Origin of the sequence: Biformimicrobium ophioploci (assembly GCF_030270605.1) — a bacterium.
Classification (GTDB): Bacteria; Pseudomonadota; Gammaproteobacteria; order Pseudomonadales; family Cellvibrionaceae; genus Biformimicrobium; species Biformimicrobium ophioploci.
This window is the reverse complement of record NZ_BSYJ01000001.1, coordinates 706,146-722,043: the sequence shown is the minus strand read 5'-3', so window position 1 is coordinate 722,043 and position 15,898 is coordinate 706,146. Positions and strand designations below refer to the sequence as shown.

The following is a 15,898-nucleotide window of genomic DNA, read 5'->3' as shown; positions in this document are numbered from 1 at the left end:
ATTACTCAATCGGTTTTCTCTGCGACACCAAACAGGTTTTGTTCGGCGCCCTCAATTTCCATCTGCGCAGCCATCAGGCGGCCACGCTCTGCCGGGAATGCCTGCACGATGCCCATGGTCAGTTCACGCAGATAGCGTGCCGGATCGCCCATGGTACCGGAGGTACCGCTGGCCTTGAGCGCATTGGTGGCAATATTGAAACCGCACTCGGCAACAACACCTTTACACAAGCGCCACTGCTTGATGACCTCCTGCTTGGGTGCAATCGGCGGTTCGCTCGATTCGAGCTGCAACTGGCGTCGCAGCCACAGCAGCGCAGTCTGCAGGTCCACCATCATCTTGCCAATCAGTTCCTGCTGGTAGGCCGCAGTACCGATGGGCTTGCCGGTATCGGCAAATTTCTTTTCCGACAGATGCTTCAGCACAGACTGGTAGGCCGTGTGTGCTGCACCTGCATAACCACACACCGCCGCCATCTGGTTGCCGACGAAGCTGCCGCGACTCATCTGCATGCAGCGGGTAAAGGCACCGGGCAGGGCCAGCGCCTTGTCTTCAGGCACAAAATAGTTTTCCAACACGATGCCGCCAGAACTGGTACCGCGCATGCCGATCGCATCCCACGGTGCGCGCGCGCGAACGCCTTCGCCGTCGCGATCCACAAAGAATGTACAGAGGCCTTCGGCGGTTTCGTAACCCTCGAGGCTGGCGGTGACCAGATATTTATCTGCGACCCCGGTTCCCGTTCCAAAGGATTTGATGCCGTTCAGCAGAAAACCGCCGTCCACTTTCTGCGCGCGGGTACTGATGGTAACAGCAGCCTTTTCTGACTTGACCGACTCACTGGCAAAGTTCGCAAACCAGTAGCCATCGCGGCCCATTCCATACAACACCCGTTCGGCAAAGCGGCGCACAATTTTCGCCTCGTCCGTATCAAACAGTCCCGCCTCAAGGGCCTCCATTGCCAACAGGCCACGCGAGGCCGCGCTGCAGTGAAAGAAAAACGCCAGCGCTGTAGAGGGACAGGCAGAACCGATCGCGAAGCAGGCTGCGGCCAGGTCTCTAAGGCCACCACCGAGTCCGCCGTACGCGGTAGGAATTACCAGCCCGAGCAGCCCCGCTTCGCTGAAGCGCTGTACATGGGGCATATGAAACTGGGCGCTGGCATCCACTTCCCGTGCCGCCTCCCGGAGCGCCGGCAGCACCTGCTCCACCAGCTCGGCACGAGCGCGCTCGGCATCATTCATGTCTTCCAGCAGGATCTCACCTGTGAGCTTCATGTCTTGTCTCCGGTTTATTCCAACCTGTTGAGGCCAATAGCCATGCCCCTATCCCTGGCAACCAACCTCTCTCTGCCAGTTTGCTACCTCACTACCGCTCTCTGGATTTTCTATGCGCAGCTCTTTAGCAGTTCACGCAATGCCACACCGCTTTCCGCACCGATCAGCCCACCAATCTGGTCCCAGACTTTATCCACCTCCGGGCTGAATATGATGGCGCGGTTTCGCACATCCCGATGCGCCAGCGCGGCACTGTCAGAATCCTCAAGCGCCCGCTCACTGACGCCGGTTTGCAACAATTCAAGCCAGTGCTCGAGGTAGGCATTAACGGTTGGCCCGATATTTTCGAAGGCCGCCTCGCTGGCGCGATGTGCAAGCATCCAAGGCGACATGATCGCCAGCTGGCGCGGGTCCAGCTGCGCCTCACCCAGCCCATCGATGGTGCGCCCGGCCTTGCAGGCATCGGTAAGCGGGGTGAATACCTCGTCCATGTAGGCGAGGTTCGCACCCAGGTCGACGCGTGGAATCAGGTCGAGGTGGAACGCCCAGTGGCCACCGGCACCAACCGAGTCGAGGGTGAAATGCGGCACGCCGCTTTCCGCCGGGGTGAAGGCGAACAGCATGTGGGAGTCGAGCCCGATCTGCGGTACCACGATCGAACAGGTCACCATCTGTTGGAGAGGGCCACCCCGATACAGACGCACCTCGCCGACCTTGCCCTGCGCCATCGGCGCATGACTGTTGAGGGTCATGTAGGGGCCGCCGTCCTCGGCGGCCACTTCTGAAAGCCCTAGGGACTCGACAACCCGGTTGCGGGTCTTTTCTGCAAGTGCCTGTGGAAGCGAATTCGTGCCCATAACTGGCTCCGGTGTGCTTTTGCTAATTTGAATTGTCGGGCATTCCCATGGCTCGACATTGATAAAACTCAATAAGCCACGCAGGGTAGCGCGGCTGCCTGAATCAGGCGGGCGCTCAGGCCGGCTCGGTAACGGTGCCATTCGCCAATTCAGCAATGACGCCACTGAGGTGCCAGGGACGATTCCGTACCAGGTCGGTGTTACGCGAAACCTCTTTGTTTTGCGCCGCGGCGGGATAGAGCGTAACGAGTGTGAGGTGCTCGCCGACGGCAGGACGCGTCAGTTCAGGCTGGCTCAACAAGCCGTCAAACGGACGCTCCTGCCACGCTGTCATCACCGTGAAATCACGCTGCAGCGACGCGGCGAGACCATGCCCGAATGCCGCACCAGCGGAATTGATCACTGGCGCCAGCAGGTTGATCCGGTTCTCGGCGGCGCGCTCCACCAGACCGGTCTGCAGTTCCCAGCGCTCCAGCGGCTCAAGCGGTACCACCACCGTGTCAACGCCCTGCAACGCAAGCAAACGGAAAGTTTCCGGGTAAATACTGTCATCGGAAGTCAGCACCGCGACGCGCCCAAAAGGCAAGGCGAGGGACTGAAAACCGCTGCCACTGGCCGACCAGGCGCAACGGGCGCTGCGATGCACCTGCGGCTGGGACAGCAGCACACCATCAGACCCGATCAATAGCGCGCAGTTCTGCGTACGCCCATCTTCGCTGCGCTGGGGCAGTGAAGTGGCAACACACTGGTTCTTTCCAAGACATGCGCTCAGGGTACTCACGACCTCCCGGGCAAACAGCAGTGCAGCGTCCAGGTCTTCGGCGATTTCCTGAGAGGAAAGTAATGGCGGCAGCGCTGCCAGCAACGCACCCTGACCGAGCGCATCGCTCAGCAGCGCGGCGGACTCGCGCAAACCATCGGGGCCGCCAGCGCCGGGCGTCAGTAATGCGGCCTGCAAAGTGTCGGCAGCGCGCCATGCCGGATAGGATTGCTGCTGCGGGTTCTCGCAGATAGGCCGGTAAAGATCCGGTCGGCGGCTGGCAAACACATCAGTGCCGTCTGCGCGCAGTTTGCTGTCGGCCTGCGCGACATCGATATCGGCATACACCACCTGCTCCTGATCACACGAAGCGCAGGCGAGCACCGTACCGTCCGGGGCAACAATCTGGCTTTCACCCGCGCCATGCAGGAATTTCTCGGGAATACCCGTGGCCTGGCTGACCGGTTCCAGCAATGGCTCAGGCACCAGCGGACCCACCTTGTTCGCCGCGACGATGAAAACGCGGTTCTCCGGTGCGCGCACTGGCACATGCAGGGAGCCCTCGTCACTGGCAAAGGAGTTGAGGCTGTTACACAGGATTTGGGCGCCGCGCAGGGCCAGCGTACGCGGCGGTTCATTGATAACGCCATCCATGCAGCTATAGAGCCCCAGCCGGCCCAGCGGTGTTTCGACGACCGGAGCCGGCGCCTGTGCCGGGGTCAGGAAATCATTTTCGTGGCCAATATAGATCTGCTTGGTGTTATCGGCCAGCAGCTCTCCTTGCGGGGAATACAGCAGGCTGGAGCCGGTAACGCTGCCCCCCTTGCGCAACACGGTGCAGTTGATAACAACGTAAATTGACAGTGCGCGGGCTTTTGCAGCGACCGCCTTCAGGAAAGGCCCGTCCAGCGGGACAGACACCGCGGCACAGTGTTCCTGGTTGTCATACCAGGAAAGGTGGTTGCAGAACTCTGGTAACACCACCAGATCTGGCGCAACCTCTGCTGCCTGGTCCAGCATGCGTAGCGTTGTCGCGAGGTTGGCCTCTACATCGGTGCCCACCGAAAACTGCGCTGCGGCAACGCGAATCTTCCTGTCTTTCATTATTGATTTGACTCCCTTGCGGCGCTGCGCAGCAGCATTTGTTATAAAACACTAACAATATATCATTTGCTCCGGTTTCCAAATAGAATGGCTCCGGGGCCATTGTGCAAATTCCACTCCATAGGGGCTGTCGATATGACCAATTCAACCGGGCGCAGATTTCTGGGCCTCAACCCCGAGGCAGGCGTCAGTGTGCGCAACCTGCTCACGTTTTACTTTGCCTGCCTCGCGACCATCATGTTCGCGTCCTTTATCCCGCAGAGCCAGCCGTTCCTGCTGACAGAATTCCTGGGGATCGAGCAAGAGCGCCACGGCATGGTCAGCGGACTGCTGAACTTCTGGGCCGAAATCACCATCATCATTGCGGTTGCGGTATTTGGCCCACTATCAGACCGGTTCGGGCGCAGGCCGGTTACCGCATTCGGCTTCATCATTATGTCGGCGGGCATCGCCCTTTACCCGCACGCGCGCGATATCCAGGAGCTGCTGTTCGTGCGCCTGTTCTATTCTGTGGGTCTCGCCGCAGTGACCACCACCATCGTCGCGCTGATCGCTGATTATGTTCAGGACGAGAGCCGTGGCCGCGCGACCGGGCTGCAGGGTGTGATGAACGGCATCGGCGCCATGATCAGCGTATTCCTGCTGCTACAGATTCCCGCCATATTGCAAAACGGCGGCGCCAGTGCCCAGGAAGCCGGTATCCAGACATACACCGTAGTCGCGATAATTGCCTTCCTGACCGGCATACTTATGCTCGCAGGCCTGAAGAACGGCACAGCGCGCAGCAGCAGCGAGCACAGCGAATCCATCCTGGCGATCGCCAGTAACGGCCTGCGCGCTGCGCGCGATCCAGGAATCGCACTGGCCTACGGCGCTTCGTTCGTAGCGCGCGGCAACCTGATGATTGTCGGCACCTTCTTTACCCTGTGGGTTACCAACCATGGCACTGCGGAAATGGGCCTGAGCCGCGCTGACGCACTTGCAAAGGCAGGCATGATTGTGGGTATTGCACAGGGTTGCGCGCTTTTGGGAGCACCGCTGTTCGGCATACTGGCGGACCGCATTGACCGTGTAAAAGCCCTTACCATATCCCTCGCGGTTTCTGCCGTCGGCTACGGTTCAACCTTTTTCATCACCGATCCGTTTGCCCCGGGCATGATCCTGTGCGCGGTGTTGATCGGCCTCGGCGAGATCAGCTGTGTCATCACCAGCGGCGTACTGGTGGCCCAGCAGGCACCAAAAGCACACCGAGGCGCAGTGATCGGATTCTTCACCCTGAGCGGTGCGGTGGGTATCCTCGTGGCCAGTGTGGTGGGCGGCTACCTCTTCGACCACTGGCGCCCGTCCGGCCCGTTTGTATTCTTTGCCGGGGTGGCGGTGCTGGTGATGGGCTGGTCAATTCTGACCGGCAAAAGTGTGCAGCCTCTGGCAGAGGCCTCAGCCAACGGCCCTGCACAGAGCGCTGCGGAGTCCCCAGCCGGCGCATGATGCAGATATAAAAAAACCGGCATCCTTTTTTAGGGCGCCGGGTTTTTCTCTTCTATCTCCTTACCTACCCGGCCTCGGCGGCCCTGGACTCGTATTCGGAAAACAGATCACGCTTGTTGAAGGCCGCTGTCAGGAAACGCCAGAATGCCTTCGGGCCGGTCAGCCAGGCTACCCGGGTGCCGGATTTACGGGCCGCCAGGATGCCCCTCACCAGGTACGGCGTGACAGTTTCTACCGTATCGCCGAGGATGTTGAGAATCTTTTTGGTCTTGCGCCACTGTTCCGACTGCAGATCGTAATCCCCCAACAGCAGGTCCGTGACCACAATGCCCGGACTCAGGGTATTGACCTGGACGGCGCTGCCCTTGACCTCTTTCTGCAGTGCCGCAGTCACATAGTTGAGCGCGCGTTTGGTCGCACCGTAGGCCACCATACCCGGCGCCATCTGGCCGGTACTGCCGAAACCCTCCATGTTCCAGATCTGGCCACACCCCTGCGCCTGCATCCCCGCAAGCGCCACCTTGCAGGCCAGTAACAGGCCTGTCAGGTTGGTGTCGACGATATTGCACAGGTCGGAAACACTCTGCTGCGCCAGTGGCTTGCGCACAATGCTCATACCTGCATTGTTGATCCAGATATCAACGGGGCCAGCCTCACTGGCAAAGCCCCACAGCGCACGCAGATCCTCCTCATCGGTAATGTCGCAGCGCAGGCCGGCAACCGGCGCCTCACCAAAACGCGCGCGCAACTCGGCCACCACCGCGTTTACCTGTGCCTGCGAACGTGCGCTGATGATCACCCGACAGCCCGCCGCCAAAAAGTTCTCCGCCAGGCCCCGCCCGATACCACGGGTACTCCCGGTAATCACAACAGTCTGCATGTTCGTCTGCTCCTCTGCCTTTCACCCAGTACCCAATGACCCCCCATGGCTATCACCACGATGGCCTCGCTAGGCGCCCGAATTTAATTGAGTTATTGTTATAACATTAACGTGTTTTAATTCAACAGCGAGTCAATATGTCCAAGCACATCACCGGCGCGCGGGACTCCTGCCCGACCTTTCCGCTCGGCTCGGTCGGCTACAACCTGATGCTGATGCGCGGCACCTGGCACGATCAGGTCGAGCTGTTCGAACTGGATGGCAGCCCCCTGCAGGATGACACTCGTGCCGGCAGTGGCAGCCCCGGCCCCAGCCCGTTCGACAACCTGGTTTACCTCGACTTTGACGGACACAAACTTTCCCTGACCAACGTGCACTTTCGCGGCCGCGCACCGAGCGCAAAGACATTTACCGGCCAGTTACGCGACAACCTGCTGGTGTTCGACTCACTCGGGCCCGGCGCTTACGAAAATGTGGGTGTCTCCGGCGGAGTCGGCATACTGACTTTTAATGCGCGCCAGCTCGACGATGCCTGCAATGTGTATATGGAACCGGATTTCATCATGCTCACCGCGCCCGGCCAGCGGGTTCGCCACACCGTGCTGTACCGCAATGGCGCGGCTACCCGGACCCTGACCGCACGCGGTTCGCGCCTGTCACCGACCTGTGACCGCCGCCATGCGCTGGACCCGCGCGGCACAGAAGGCCCGGTCCACGAAGCCCCCTTCCAGGCCCGTATCTGGGAACATTTGCAACATTCTCCGCAGCAGTCCCTGCCAGACCCCGCTTGACAAAACCCGCCCGCTCGGCAAAAACAGGGGCTGGCACACGCGCACAGCTCCCTGGAGAATTGACAATTGCCAAACGCACCCCCACGGGCGTCCATTAACATGCGTTTCATACAGGCGTTTTCACGCACGGCACCTGAACAGCGGTAACCGGGAAATAAAATGAGTAATGACAACAAACCCAGTAACTGGCAGCAGGCCATTGAAGGCGAATGGCACGGACTGCCCTCGCTGTTTGAAGCAGACGGCACCCATGTCGGTTACAACAAGGTCAGCCGCGCAAGTGAATTCGAAGACGGGCGCACAACCTACTGGATGAATACCCGCTTCGATGCAACCGGGCCACTCAATGATCGTTTTGAAATCGGTGCGCCATTCAAATTCGGGGTCATCGATTCTGACCAGGACCGTATTTATACCGGTCCGGACTTTTTCGGCAGCGGCCGTCCCTACGGCCTGCTGGTGGATTCCAACTATTTTTCACCGGGCTGGAACGTCAACCTGCGCACCATGAACCATGTGGTACCGGAACTGGGCATGCAGGTCTACTCTTCGCAGCTATTCGAGGGCGACACCCTGGTCGGTGTTTTCAATGGTCTCTATACCGTCACCACGGATCACGGCGAAAACCCGCAAACCCAGAAACTGGTCACTGAATTCCTGGAGCGCGAACGGCTCGAGGGCAAGCGTCCGTTCAACTTGCCAGTGAAACACGCCGGCACTTTCAGCGGCCGCTTCGAAGTGTATGACGACCAGCAGAATTTTGTCGGCTATAACGATGTCACCATCCACCACAAACCGATCAACCTGCTGCATTCAGAGCAGACCATTGAAATCAGCGGCGTGGTGAATGAAAAGTGGACCGCAATGCGCACCCGCAACGGCAACCATCACCAGTATCACGGCCCGGACATGTTCGGTAACGGCATGTCTTACGGACGCTATCTCTATTCCGTAAGGCACGTCTATGGCAAGGCTTTCAAACTCTGGTCGCGCGAGACCCAGGTCGATGATAATTACACTTTCGTATGCGCCTGGCAGTTCATGCAGTCACAGAAGGAAAAGTACACCACCTTTGGCGTACTGCGCTGGGAAGAGGGTGATCTGAAGCTGGGAGCCAACTATGTCGACTGAGGCCAAACTGCTGACGGCGGTTGCGCCCGTTGAGCAGCAGCACACCATCGAGCCATTGCAGTTGCGGCAGGTGTTCGGGCAGTTCGCGACCGGCGTCACCATCGTCACCACCAGTGGCGAGGACGGTAGCGCGGTAGGTATGACGGTCAGCAGCTTCAATACCGTATCACTGGAGCCGCCATTGATCCTCTGGTGCATCGACAAGAAAACCGGATGCTTCGATGCCTTCAACCGCTGCCAGGACTTTGCAATCCATGTGCTGGCCCAATCGCAGCAGGATCTTTCTGCACTGTTTGCCAGTCGCGGACAGGATAAATTCGAGCAGGTGGCTTTCCAGCGCAATGCCGCAGGTGTTCCGCTACTGGAAGATTATTGCGCGCGTATCCAGTGCCGAATTTCTGCCCGCCACGACGGTGGCGACCACGTAATCATCGTCGGCGAAGTCACCGAAATGCACACCCAGAACCGCGAGCCGCTGGTCTTCCACCGCGGCCGCTATGCCAGTATCTGCTAGGCGCGGCAAAACTGCGGTCAGACCGGCTCCGCTGCGCGCTCGCCAGCCAACTCAAACCCCCTGGGTAGCCCCGCCTCGGGAAGAAAACCGTACAGTGGCTCGCCCGGTAACGCTGCAGCCAGAACTGCACGCGCCGAGAGCAGGCGTTCGAAATCGACACCGGTGCGGTAGCCCATCGCCTCCAGCAGGAAGACCAGGTCCTCAGTCACGATATTGCCGCTGGCACCCGGCGCAAACGGACACCCGCCGATGCCGCCCATGGAGGCATCCACGGTTGTCACGCCCTCCTCCACTGCAGCCAGTACATTGGCCAGCCCCTGACCGCGGGTATTGTGCAGGTGAATGCCATTCAGGCTGTCGCGACCCAGGGCGTTCCACACCTTGCGTAACACCCTGCGCACCTGCACTGGGTTGCCGTAGCCGGTAGTATCCGACAGGCCGATCTCATCACAACCTGCATCGAGCAGCTGACCGCCCAAACGTACCACCGCATCCTCGGAAACCGGCCCCTCCAGCGTGCAACCGAAGCAGGTCGACAGGCTGCCCTCCAGCTGTGGCCGCTGGTCCGGAGGCAGGGCATCCAGCAGCGCACGAATTCCACGGACTTCTTCCAGCACCTGCGTATGGGTCTTGCGCAGGTTTTTCAGGCTGTGGGTTTCACTGACCGACAGCGGAATCGTCAGCTTGTGTGCGCCGGCTGCCAGGGCGTCACTTGCACCGCGCAGGTTCGGCACCAGCACCGCCACCCGCAGGCCGCCGATGCCAATGGCGTAACGCACGATTTCAGCCGTGTCCGCCAATTGCGGCAGCAACTTTGGCGGTACGAAGGAGCCGACCTCGATTTCCTGCAGGCCAGCACTGGCCAGTGCAGCGATCCAGCGTTTTTTGTCCTCCGTCGGCATTACCGTGGCGATGCTCTGCAGCCCATCGCGCGGACCAACCTCACTGATCTCGATATCCACCTTGCCATCCACCTTGCCATCCACCTTGCTCACAGCTTCCCTCACTGTCCGGCGCAGAGCGCTCACTTGATATATTGTTATACTTTTATATCATATTATCCGATACCTCGCCGGGGTACGGGGCCGGGATACGGGTTTCTCAAGCTGGAGTCGCAATGACAGAACAGGACGTGGCAAACAAGCCGGCACAACCACTTGCCGGTATTCGTGTGGTCGAATTCACCCATATGGTGATGGGGCCGGCTGCCGGCGGCATCCTCGCCGACCTTGGCGCAGACGTGACCAAACTGGAACCACACAAGGGTGACAATACCCGGCGCCTGCAGGGGTCTGGTGCAGGCTACTTCGCCATGTACAACCGCAACAAACGCAGCGTGGCGCTGGACCTGAAGTCGGACAGTGGCCGTGAACTGGCATTGCGCCTGATCGACAAGGCCGATGTGCTGATCGAGAATTTTCGCCCCGGCGCCATGGAACGCCTCGGCTTCGGCTACGACACCCTGCGCGCACGCAACCCGCGCCTGGTGTACTGCTCCCTGAAAGGCTTCCTCAGCGGGCCCTATGCCCATCGCACGGCACTGGACGAAGTTACCCAGATGATGGGCGGCCTCGCCTACATGACCGGGCTACCGGATCGGCCACTGCGCGCCGGTTCGTCCGTCATCGATATTACCGGGGGCATGTTCGGGGTCATTGCCATCCTGGCAGCACTGCAGGAGCGCCAGCACAGCGGTTGCGGCCGGCATGTCACCAGTGCCCTGTTTGAAACCACTGCCTATCTGGTGGGCCAGCATATGGCACAGGAAGCCGTGACCGGCGAAGCCCCGCCGCCGATGTCCGTGCGCCGCAGCGCCTGGTCAATTTACGACATCTTTGAAAGCGCGGATGGCGAGCGCGTGTTTGTGGGCGTGGTCAGTGACACCCTGTGGCGCGCTTTCTGCGCGGAGTTTTGCCTCGATGACCTGGCCGCAGACCCGGAACTGGCAACCAATGCCGGTCGCGTGGCTGCCCGTAACAGCCTGTTGCCACGTATCAGCACCCTCTTTGCCGGCCTGCCAAAAGCCGAACTGACCGTCAGGCTCGATCGCGCCGGCATCCCGTTCGCACCCATCAACCGCCCCTCCGACCTGTTCGATGATCCGCACCTGAATGCCGCCGGTGGCCTGGTGAAATTGACCCTGGAAAACGGCTGTCGCACGCGCTTGCCAGCCATACCGATCGAGTTCGATGGCAGTCGTCCGGCACAACAGCGCGACCTGCCGCGGGCCGGGGCGCACAGCATCGAGGTGGCACGTGCGGCGGGCCTGAGCGCCGCGCAGATCAATTCCCTGATCGAGCAGGGCGTGCTGAACGGTTGCCTGCCCGCCGAGGAGACCAGCCAGGCATAACGGTTGCGGGAGCACAGCCCGTAGACAGTACAGTGCAATCAAAGTAGTCTCACAGAAGGCCAACGCGAGAAGAGGTCGAGGATAAGTCACTGTGGTCAGTTCAGCGATAAAACCACCGGAAACATTCTTCCATTCGAAGCTGTTTCGCGGCCTCGGCAATGATGAGCTGGCCCTGCTGGCCGGTATCTGCCAGCGCCGCCGGTTGCCCACCGGCGAGCAACTGTTCCGCCAGTACAGCCCCGCACAGCATGTGTATGTGGTGGTCTCCGGTACCCTCATGATCGAGCGCCTGTCGCGCTCCGGCAGACGCCAGGTCATCGCCTTCGCCTACCCCGGTGATTACATCGGCTTCACCAATACCGACGACTACGAGTACAGCGTGGTGTGCCTGCGCGAGGCGGAATTACAGACCTTCCCCCGGCGCGACTTCCTGCAACTCGTGGACCGCTTCCCCACCCTGAAGACCAACGCCCGGCAGATTGGCGGTAATGTGCTGGCACAGACCCTGGACCAGTTGTTTGCCCTCGGCCAGAAGAAAGCGCACGAACGCCTGTGTTTCCTGCTTGCGCAGATCGGCCGTCGCCAGTGCGGCACCCAGACGACCGACATTGAGCTGATCATGAGCCGCCAGGACATTGCCGACTACCTGGGCCTGACCATAGAAACCGTGAGTCGCGCCTTCGCCCGCCTGAAGACCATGGGCATTATCGAGATCATCAGTGCCCACCGTATCCACGTGCTCGATCGCAGCGTGCTGGAAGAGCTGGCCAGCGTCCACTGATCGTAGGCCTGCAGGCACATAAGCCTTTGACAAAAATCATGGGCAACAACCGGGGCAGCGCTAGACTGGCGCAAAGTGCTGCTAAGTCCGGAGATTGCATGAAAGACTCAGATCGGCAGGTGCCGCCGGCCTGGAATGAGGTGGGCCGCCACGCGACATTCCCGCAAGCGCGCCACGACGAAGTCGCACGCTTTAATTTCCTGACCAACCTGAATACTCATCTCGCCACACAGGTACTGCCCGGCGTGCGCAAGGCCTACGATCAGCGTGTGGAAGCGCTCGGCGAGGCGCCTTCGAACCGTCGTGCCGTCGGCACCATCCTCAAGCAGGAACCGGTCTACCAATACTGGAGCGCCCTGCGCCGCAACACCATGGAGATGCGCCAGCAAAATGGCCGCGGCATGGTTCTGCGACAGCTGCCGGAGCTGATCGAAAAGGCGCAATCACTGAACGAGGGCTCCACGCAGCTACAACTGGATCCGGCGGTAAAAGTGCCGCGCTATGTCAGCGCAGTGGATATTCATTGCATGCCCGGTGGTTACCACACGGAGCTGTGTGCGGACGATATCTCCGCCGGGGCCAACTACGACTGCGGCATTTTTGTCACCACCGCCGGGATGCTTGGCCGCTACAGTGATGGTGGCGGCCAGGCGCTGGTCAAGTGGCTCAGGCAGGAAGCGGAAAAGGGCTTTCGCCCGAAACGCATTCTCGACATTGGTTGCACCGTCGGCCATAACATAGTGCCGCTGGCACAGGCTTTTCCGGATACGGAAATTGTCGCCATCGATGTCGCCGCGCCGGTACTGCGCTATGCGCACGCGCGCGCAAAGTCCCTGGGCGTGAACAATATTGTATTCCGCCAGGCCAACGCGGAAGCGCTGTCGGATGCCGACGGCAGTTTCGACCTGATCATCACCTGCATGTTCCTGCACGAGACGTCCAGCCGGGCACTGCCGCGCATACTCGCGGAAACCCATCGCCTGCTCGCCCATGGCGGCCGTGTGGTTCATATCGAACAGCCGCAGTTCACCGATGACATGCCGGTGTATGAGCAGTTCATGCGGGACTGGGACACGCGCAACAACAACGAGCCTTTCTGGGGTACGCTGCATGATCTCGACCTGTTCGAGGCTATGCAGGAAGCCGGCTTCCAGCGTGAAAATATCAGCACTACCGGCCTGTTCGCAGTGGTGGATGAATCGCTGTTCCCGAGTGCCGAGCGCGCAGATGCCGACAGCGAGGACTATGGGCGCAAACCGGCCTGGCATGCCTATATTGCCCGCAAGTAGAATCAAATTTTCCGGTGATGGAGTGACCCATGGCAATTGACGCGATCAGCATGGCCGGTAACAAGGCCAAGGGTAAGCGACCGCAATATTTCAAGGACGGCGACAGCGACCGGCTCATGGCAATACTGATGGCCGTTGCGGGCGAACTTGCCGTGGCGCGGGAGCGCATCGACACCCTGGAAAGGCTGCTGGAAAAAAATGGCGTTTTGAAGCGCCAGGATATCGAGCAGTATGCGCCGGATACGGAAGCGGCGCATGAGCGCGGCCTGTGGCAGCAGGAATACATCGCGCGGATTCTGCGCGTCATCCAGCAGGAGATCGAACAGATCGATGAGAACCGCGCGGCAGCAGTACACGCGAAAGAGCATACGGCAGCCAGCACCACCAATGACCTGGAGGAGCTGATCGACGAGCTCGCCAGTACCTAGGTAAAAACCTTATTTCTTCGGCCAGTGAAAGCTGGCCTTGCGCCGCTGCAGAAATGCAGCGCTGCCTTCCTGAAAATCCCCCCCCTCAAACGCAGCATCAAAAGCCTGCGCCAGCGACTCCGGCGTATCCTGCGGCTGCGCCACACCTTGCATTCCCTCAAACGCAAGATAGTCGATGGTGCGTTTGGTCCAACGCAGTGAATATTGGGAATTCGCCAGCAGTGCAGCGCAGATCTCCTGCTCCACTGCAGACAGCGCCTTCTCATCGGCAACATGCTGCACCAGGCCGATTGCGCGGGCGCGTTCGGCGCTGACCGGCAGCCCGGTGAGCAACAGTTCCCGCGCGGCGGCAACGCCCACCACCGATACCAGGCGCCTGGTGTCTTCCAGGCTGTAGAGGATACCGAGCCGTGCCGGGGTGATGGCAAACTGCGCGGCACTGTCGGCAATACGGACATCACAGGCCATCGCCAGGCCGCAGCCGCCGCCATAACAGGCACCGCGCACCAGTGCCACAGTCGGGCGCGGCAGGCGCTGCAACTGTATTTGCACATCGCGGATCAGGCGATTCTGCGCCTGCATTTCTTCTGCGTCACCGAATGCCGCTGCAAGTTCATCGATATTCGCACCGGCGCAGAACGCGCGACTGCCCGCGCCGGTGATCACCAGTGCGCGCACATCGTCATTCGCGGCTACACAATCCAGTGTCTCGGCAAGCTGCAGCCACATGCTCTTGCTCATGGCGTTGCGCTGGTCCGGATTATTGATCGTCACACGCGCCAGGGCGCCGTCGAGTTCCAGGTCAATTTTACCCACCGGCTTGTCCATCAATGATTCTCCAGATCCTGCGTATGCGCGGACGTTGCGCGCAAGAAATTTTCCAGTGCGACACTGGCGGCAAGCAACCGCTGTTCGTCGCCCGCACGCGCGATCACCTGCAAGCCGAACGGCAAGCCATCGGCAGTCACCCCCAGCGGGACGCTGGTTGCCGCCAGCCCCGCCATATTGACGTAACTGGTGAGGTTGGCCTGGTTGACCGGCGCGGGCTCAGAAAACGGGAACGCTGCCTGTGGCGTGGTTGGGGTTAGCAGGAAATCCACTCCCTCGAGCTTTTGCGCCAGCCATTCACCCGCTGCCTGGACCGTGTCCTGGGCACGGACCAGTGCGGGTGCAGGCTGCTCTGCCCCCCAACGTAACATCTTGCGGAGCTGCAGTGAGAACAACTGCCCCTGCGCGAGTTCGTCGGCAAAGGTTACGTTGGCTTCCGCCTCGCACATCAACAGGCCGGCGCGGCGCACACCAGAAAAATCCATGCCGATACAATCCCGCGCCTCCAGGGAGGCGGTTTGCCCGGCCAACGCGCTCGTCGCCTGCGCAAACGCCGTCAGGATTTCCTGATCAAGGTCTGATGCCGAATCCAAAGTCATCGCGGCAAACCGCATAGTCTGCAGTGATAGGACCGCCTGCTCTTCAGCCCTGGGCAAGTGCGATACCGGCGGCAACTTCCACAGCGCCTGCAAGTCGCGGCCACTGCGGGCCAGAAGCCCGACACTGTCCAGTACATGGCTGAGGCGGGTGACACCATCCAGCGACCACTGTCCTCGCCCCGGCTTGAGTGCGGCAACGCCACAGTAACTCGCGGGTATACGCACAGACCCCATGGTATCCGTGCCCAGCGCCAGGGCGCACAAGCCCGCTGCCACTGCTGCACCTGAGCCACCGCTGGAACCACCCGGCGTATAGCCCTCGCGCAGCGGGTTCTCGCAGCGGCCCCAGTGGTAATTATCATTGGTCGCGCCCAGGGCAATCTCGTGCATATTCAGCTTGCCCAGTGGAATCATGCCGGCCGCGCGGAGTTCCGCAACAACTGCGGCATCCCTGTCGGCCCGGGGCGCATGCGCACCGTAACCGAGACCGTTGCTGGTGGGCATGCCGGCGACGTCGATATTGTCTTTCACCGCGAAGGTCAGGCCATCAAAAATTGACAAGGGTACGCCTGCCGCGCGGCGCGCGTCCGATGCCTGTGCCGCGGCGATCGCACCACCCGCATCGATATGCAGGTAACAGTTGAGCTGCGGATTCCTGTGCTCAATGGCTTGCAGGCAAACGGTGGTCAGTTCGACACTGGAAATTTCTTCGCGTGCCAACATGCCTGCCAACGTGGTGGCATCGGCCAGCAACAGTGATTGCACATCCCGGCTGGATTTCGAATCTGCTTCCATTTCTTGTCCCGTAAACGGCATTGACG

The 15,898-nt window shown here is 60.5% G+C and carries 15 protein-coding genes; 8 read left to right on the top strand and 7 right to left on the bottom strand.

The genetic code is table 11. The features are described from left to right. Positions 1-5: 5 nt before the first annotated feature. The 3 genes from QSJ80_RS03130 to QSJ80_RS03120 all read right to left on the bottom strand — a co-directional run bounded on the left by QSJ80_RS03130 (position 6) and on the right by QSJ80_RS03120 (position 3,998). Positions 6-1,277 carry an acyl-CoA dehydrogenase family protein gene (locus QSJ80_RS03130; protein ID WP_285762809.1) on the bottom strand — a complete coding sequence of 424 codons (1,272 nt, stop codon included), beginning with the start codon at positions 1,275-1,277 and terminating at the stop codon, positions 6-8. Between the two features lie 110 nt (positions 1,278-1,387). Continuing rightward, the gene (locus QSJ80_RS03125; RefSeq protein WP_285762808.1) at positions 1,388-2,134 is read right to left on the bottom strand and encodes a hypothetical protein; all 747 of its coding nucleotides are present in this window, start codon (positions 2,132-2,134) and stop codon (positions 1,388-1,390) included. A gap of 115 nt (positions 2,135-2,249) precedes the next feature. Further along, entirely contained in the window at positions 2,250-3,998 is a 1,749-nt protein-coding gene (locus QSJ80_RS03120; protein WP_285762807.1) for a carbon-nitrogen hydrolase family protein, read from the bottom strand. A gap of 135 nt (positions 3,999-4,133) precedes the next feature. On the opposite strand from QSJ80_RS03120, the gene QSJ80_RS03115 reads away from it, so the two are divergent. Further along, complete coding sequence (locus tag QSJ80_RS03115; RefSeq protein ID WP_285762806.1) at positions 4,134-5,486, top strand: MFS transporter; 1,353 nt, start codon at positions 4,134-4,136, stop codon at positions 5,484-5,486. 64 nt (positions 5,487-5,550) lie between these two features. Here QSJ80_RS03115 and QSJ80_RS03110 read toward each other — a convergent pair whose 3' ends face one another. Continuing rightward, positions 5,551-6,366 (bottom strand): SDR family NAD(P)-dependent oxidoreductase, encoded by an 816-nt coding sequence (locus QSJ80_RS03110; protein ID WP_285762805.1) that lies wholly within the window; start codon positions 6,364-6,366, stop codon positions 5,551-5,553. A gap of 137 nt (positions 6,367-6,503) precedes the next feature. Here QSJ80_RS03110 and QSJ80_RS03105 point away from each other — a divergent pair, with 137 nt between their 5' ends. The 3 genes from QSJ80_RS03105 (at position 6,504) to QSJ80_RS03095 (ending at position 8,802) form a co-directional block, all read left to right on the top strand. Next, positions 6,504-7,157, top strand: coding sequence for a hypothetical protein (locus QSJ80_RS03105; RefSeq protein WP_285762804.1), 654 nt, complete (start codon positions 6,504-6,506; stop codon positions 7,155-7,157). A gap of 159 nt (positions 7,158-7,316) precedes the next feature. Continuing rightward, positions 7,317-8,288 carry a hypothetical protein gene (locus QSJ80_RS03100; RefSeq protein ID WP_285762803.1) on the top strand — a complete coding sequence of 324 codons (972 nt, stop codon included), beginning with the start codon at positions 7,317-7,319 and terminating at the stop codon, positions 8,286-8,288. Beyond that, positions 8,278-8,802 carry a flavin reductase family protein gene (locus QSJ80_RS03095; protein WP_285762802.1) on the top strand — a complete coding sequence of 175 codons (525 nt, stop codon included), beginning with the start codon at positions 8,278-8,280 and terminating at the stop codon, positions 8,800-8,802. Before QSJ80_RS03100 ends, QSJ80_RS03095 begins: the two co-directional genes overlap by 11 nt. Before the next feature lie 17 nt (positions 8,803-8,819). Here the strand turns inward: QSJ80_RS03095 and QSJ80_RS03090 are convergent, their stop codons facing one another. Then, on the bottom strand, positions 8,820-9,797 hold the full coding sequence (locus QSJ80_RS03090) for a hydroxymethylglutaryl-CoA lyase (protein ID WP_285762801.1): 978 nt from the start codon (positions 9,795-9,797) through the stop codon (positions 8,820-8,822). Between the two features lie 122 nt (positions 9,798-9,919). Between QSJ80_RS03090 and QSJ80_RS03085 the strand changes: the two genes are divergently transcribed. The 4 genes from QSJ80_RS03085 to QSJ80_RS03070 all read left to right on the top strand — a co-directional run bounded on the left by QSJ80_RS03085 (position 9,920) and on the right by QSJ80_RS03070 (position 13,650). Further along, positions 9,920-11,152: a CaiB/BaiF CoA transferase family protein gene (locus QSJ80_RS03085; protein WP_285762800.1), complete on the top strand. Its 1,233-nt coding sequence runs from the start codon at positions 9,920-9,922 to the stop codon at positions 11,150-11,152. A gap of 91 nt (positions 11,153-11,243) precedes the next feature. After that, positions 11,244-11,933, top strand: a complete 690-nt coding sequence (locus QSJ80_RS03080; protein WP_285762799.1) for a Crp/Fnr family transcriptional regulator — start codon at positions 11,244-11,246, stop codon at positions 11,931-11,933. A 98-nt stretch (positions 11,934-12,031) separates the two neighbouring features. Beyond that, positions 12,032-13,222, top strand: a complete 1,191-nt coding sequence (locus tag QSJ80_RS03075; RefSeq protein WP_285762798.1) for a class I SAM-dependent methyltransferase — start codon at positions 12,032-12,034, stop codon at positions 13,220-13,222. A 29-nt stretch (positions 13,223-13,251) separates the two neighbouring features. Then, positions 13,252-13,650 carry a hypothetical protein gene (locus QSJ80_RS03070; RefSeq protein ID WP_285762797.1) on the top strand — a complete coding sequence of 133 codons (399 nt, stop codon included), beginning with the start codon at positions 13,252-13,254 and terminating at the stop codon, positions 13,648-13,650. A 9-nt stretch (positions 13,651-13,659) separates the two neighbouring features. Here QSJ80_RS03070 and QSJ80_RS03065 read toward each other — a convergent pair whose 3' ends face one another. Further along, on the bottom strand, positions 13,660-14,478 hold the full coding sequence (locus QSJ80_RS03065) for an enoyl-CoA hydratase/isomerase family protein (protein ID WP_285762796.1): 819 nt from the start codon (positions 14,476-14,478) through the stop codon (positions 13,660-13,662). Further along, on the bottom strand, positions 14,478-15,872 hold the full coding sequence (locus tag QSJ80_RS03060) for an amidase (protein ID WP_285762795.1): 1,395 nt from the start codon (positions 15,870-15,872) through the stop codon (positions 14,478-14,480). Before QSJ80_RS03060 ends, QSJ80_RS03065 begins: the two co-directional genes overlap by 1 nt. Positions 15,873-15,898: the final 26 nt, after the last annotated feature.

Bases quoted from the DNA above. Each gene is read 5' to 3' on its own strand.
- QSJ80_RS03125 (WP_285762808.1), bottom strand. From the start codon at position 2,134: ATGGGCACGAATTCGCTTCCACAGGCACTTGCAGAAAAGACCCGCAAC.
- QSJ80_RS03075 (WP_285762798.1), top strand. From the start codon at position 12,032: ATGAAAGACTCAGATCGGCAGGTGCCGCCGGCCTGGAATGAGGTGGGC.
- QSJ80_RS03065 (WP_285762796.1), bottom strand. From the start codon at position 14,478: ATGGACAAGCCGGTGGGTAAAATTGACCTGGAACTCGACGGCGCCCTG.
- QSJ80_RS03085 (WP_285762800.1), top strand. From the start codon at position 9,920: ATGACAGAACAGGACGTGGCAAACAAGCCGGCACAACCACTTGCCGGT.
- QSJ80_RS03115 (WP_285762806.1), top strand. From the start codon at position 4,134: ATGACCAATTCAACCGGGCGCAGATTTCTGGGCCTCAACCCCGAGGCA.
- QSJ80_RS03130 (WP_285762809.1), bottom strand. From the start codon at position 1,277: ATGAAGCTCACAGGTGAGATCCTGCTGGAAGACATGAATGATGCCGAG.
- QSJ80_RS03095 (WP_285762802.1), top strand. From the start codon at position 8,278: ATGTCGACTGAGGCCAAACTGCTGACGGCGGTTGCGCCCGTTGAGCAG.
- QSJ80_RS03105 (WP_285762804.1), top strand. From the start codon at position 6,504: ATGTCCAAGCACATCACCGGCGCGCGGGACTCCTGCCCGACCTTTCCG.
- QSJ80_RS03070 (WP_285762797.1), top strand. From the start codon at position 13,252: ATGGCAATTGACGCGATCAGCATGGCCGGTAACAAGGCCAAGGGTAAG.
- QSJ80_RS03120 (WP_285762807.1), bottom strand. From the start codon at position 3,998: ATGAAAGACAGGAAGATTCGCGTTGCCGCAGCGCAGTTTTCGGTGGGC.
- QSJ80_RS03110 (WP_285762805.1), bottom strand. From the start codon at position 6,366: ATGCAGACTGTTGTGATTACCGGGAGTACCCGTGGTATCGGGCGGGGC.
- QSJ80_RS03060 (WP_285762795.1), bottom strand. From the start codon at position 15,872: ATGGAAGCAGATTCGAAATCCAGCCGGGATGTGCAATCACTGTTGCTG.
- QSJ80_RS03100 (WP_285762803.1), top strand. From the start codon at position 7,317: ATGAGTAATGACAACAAACCCAGTAACTGGCAGCAGGCCATTGAAGGC.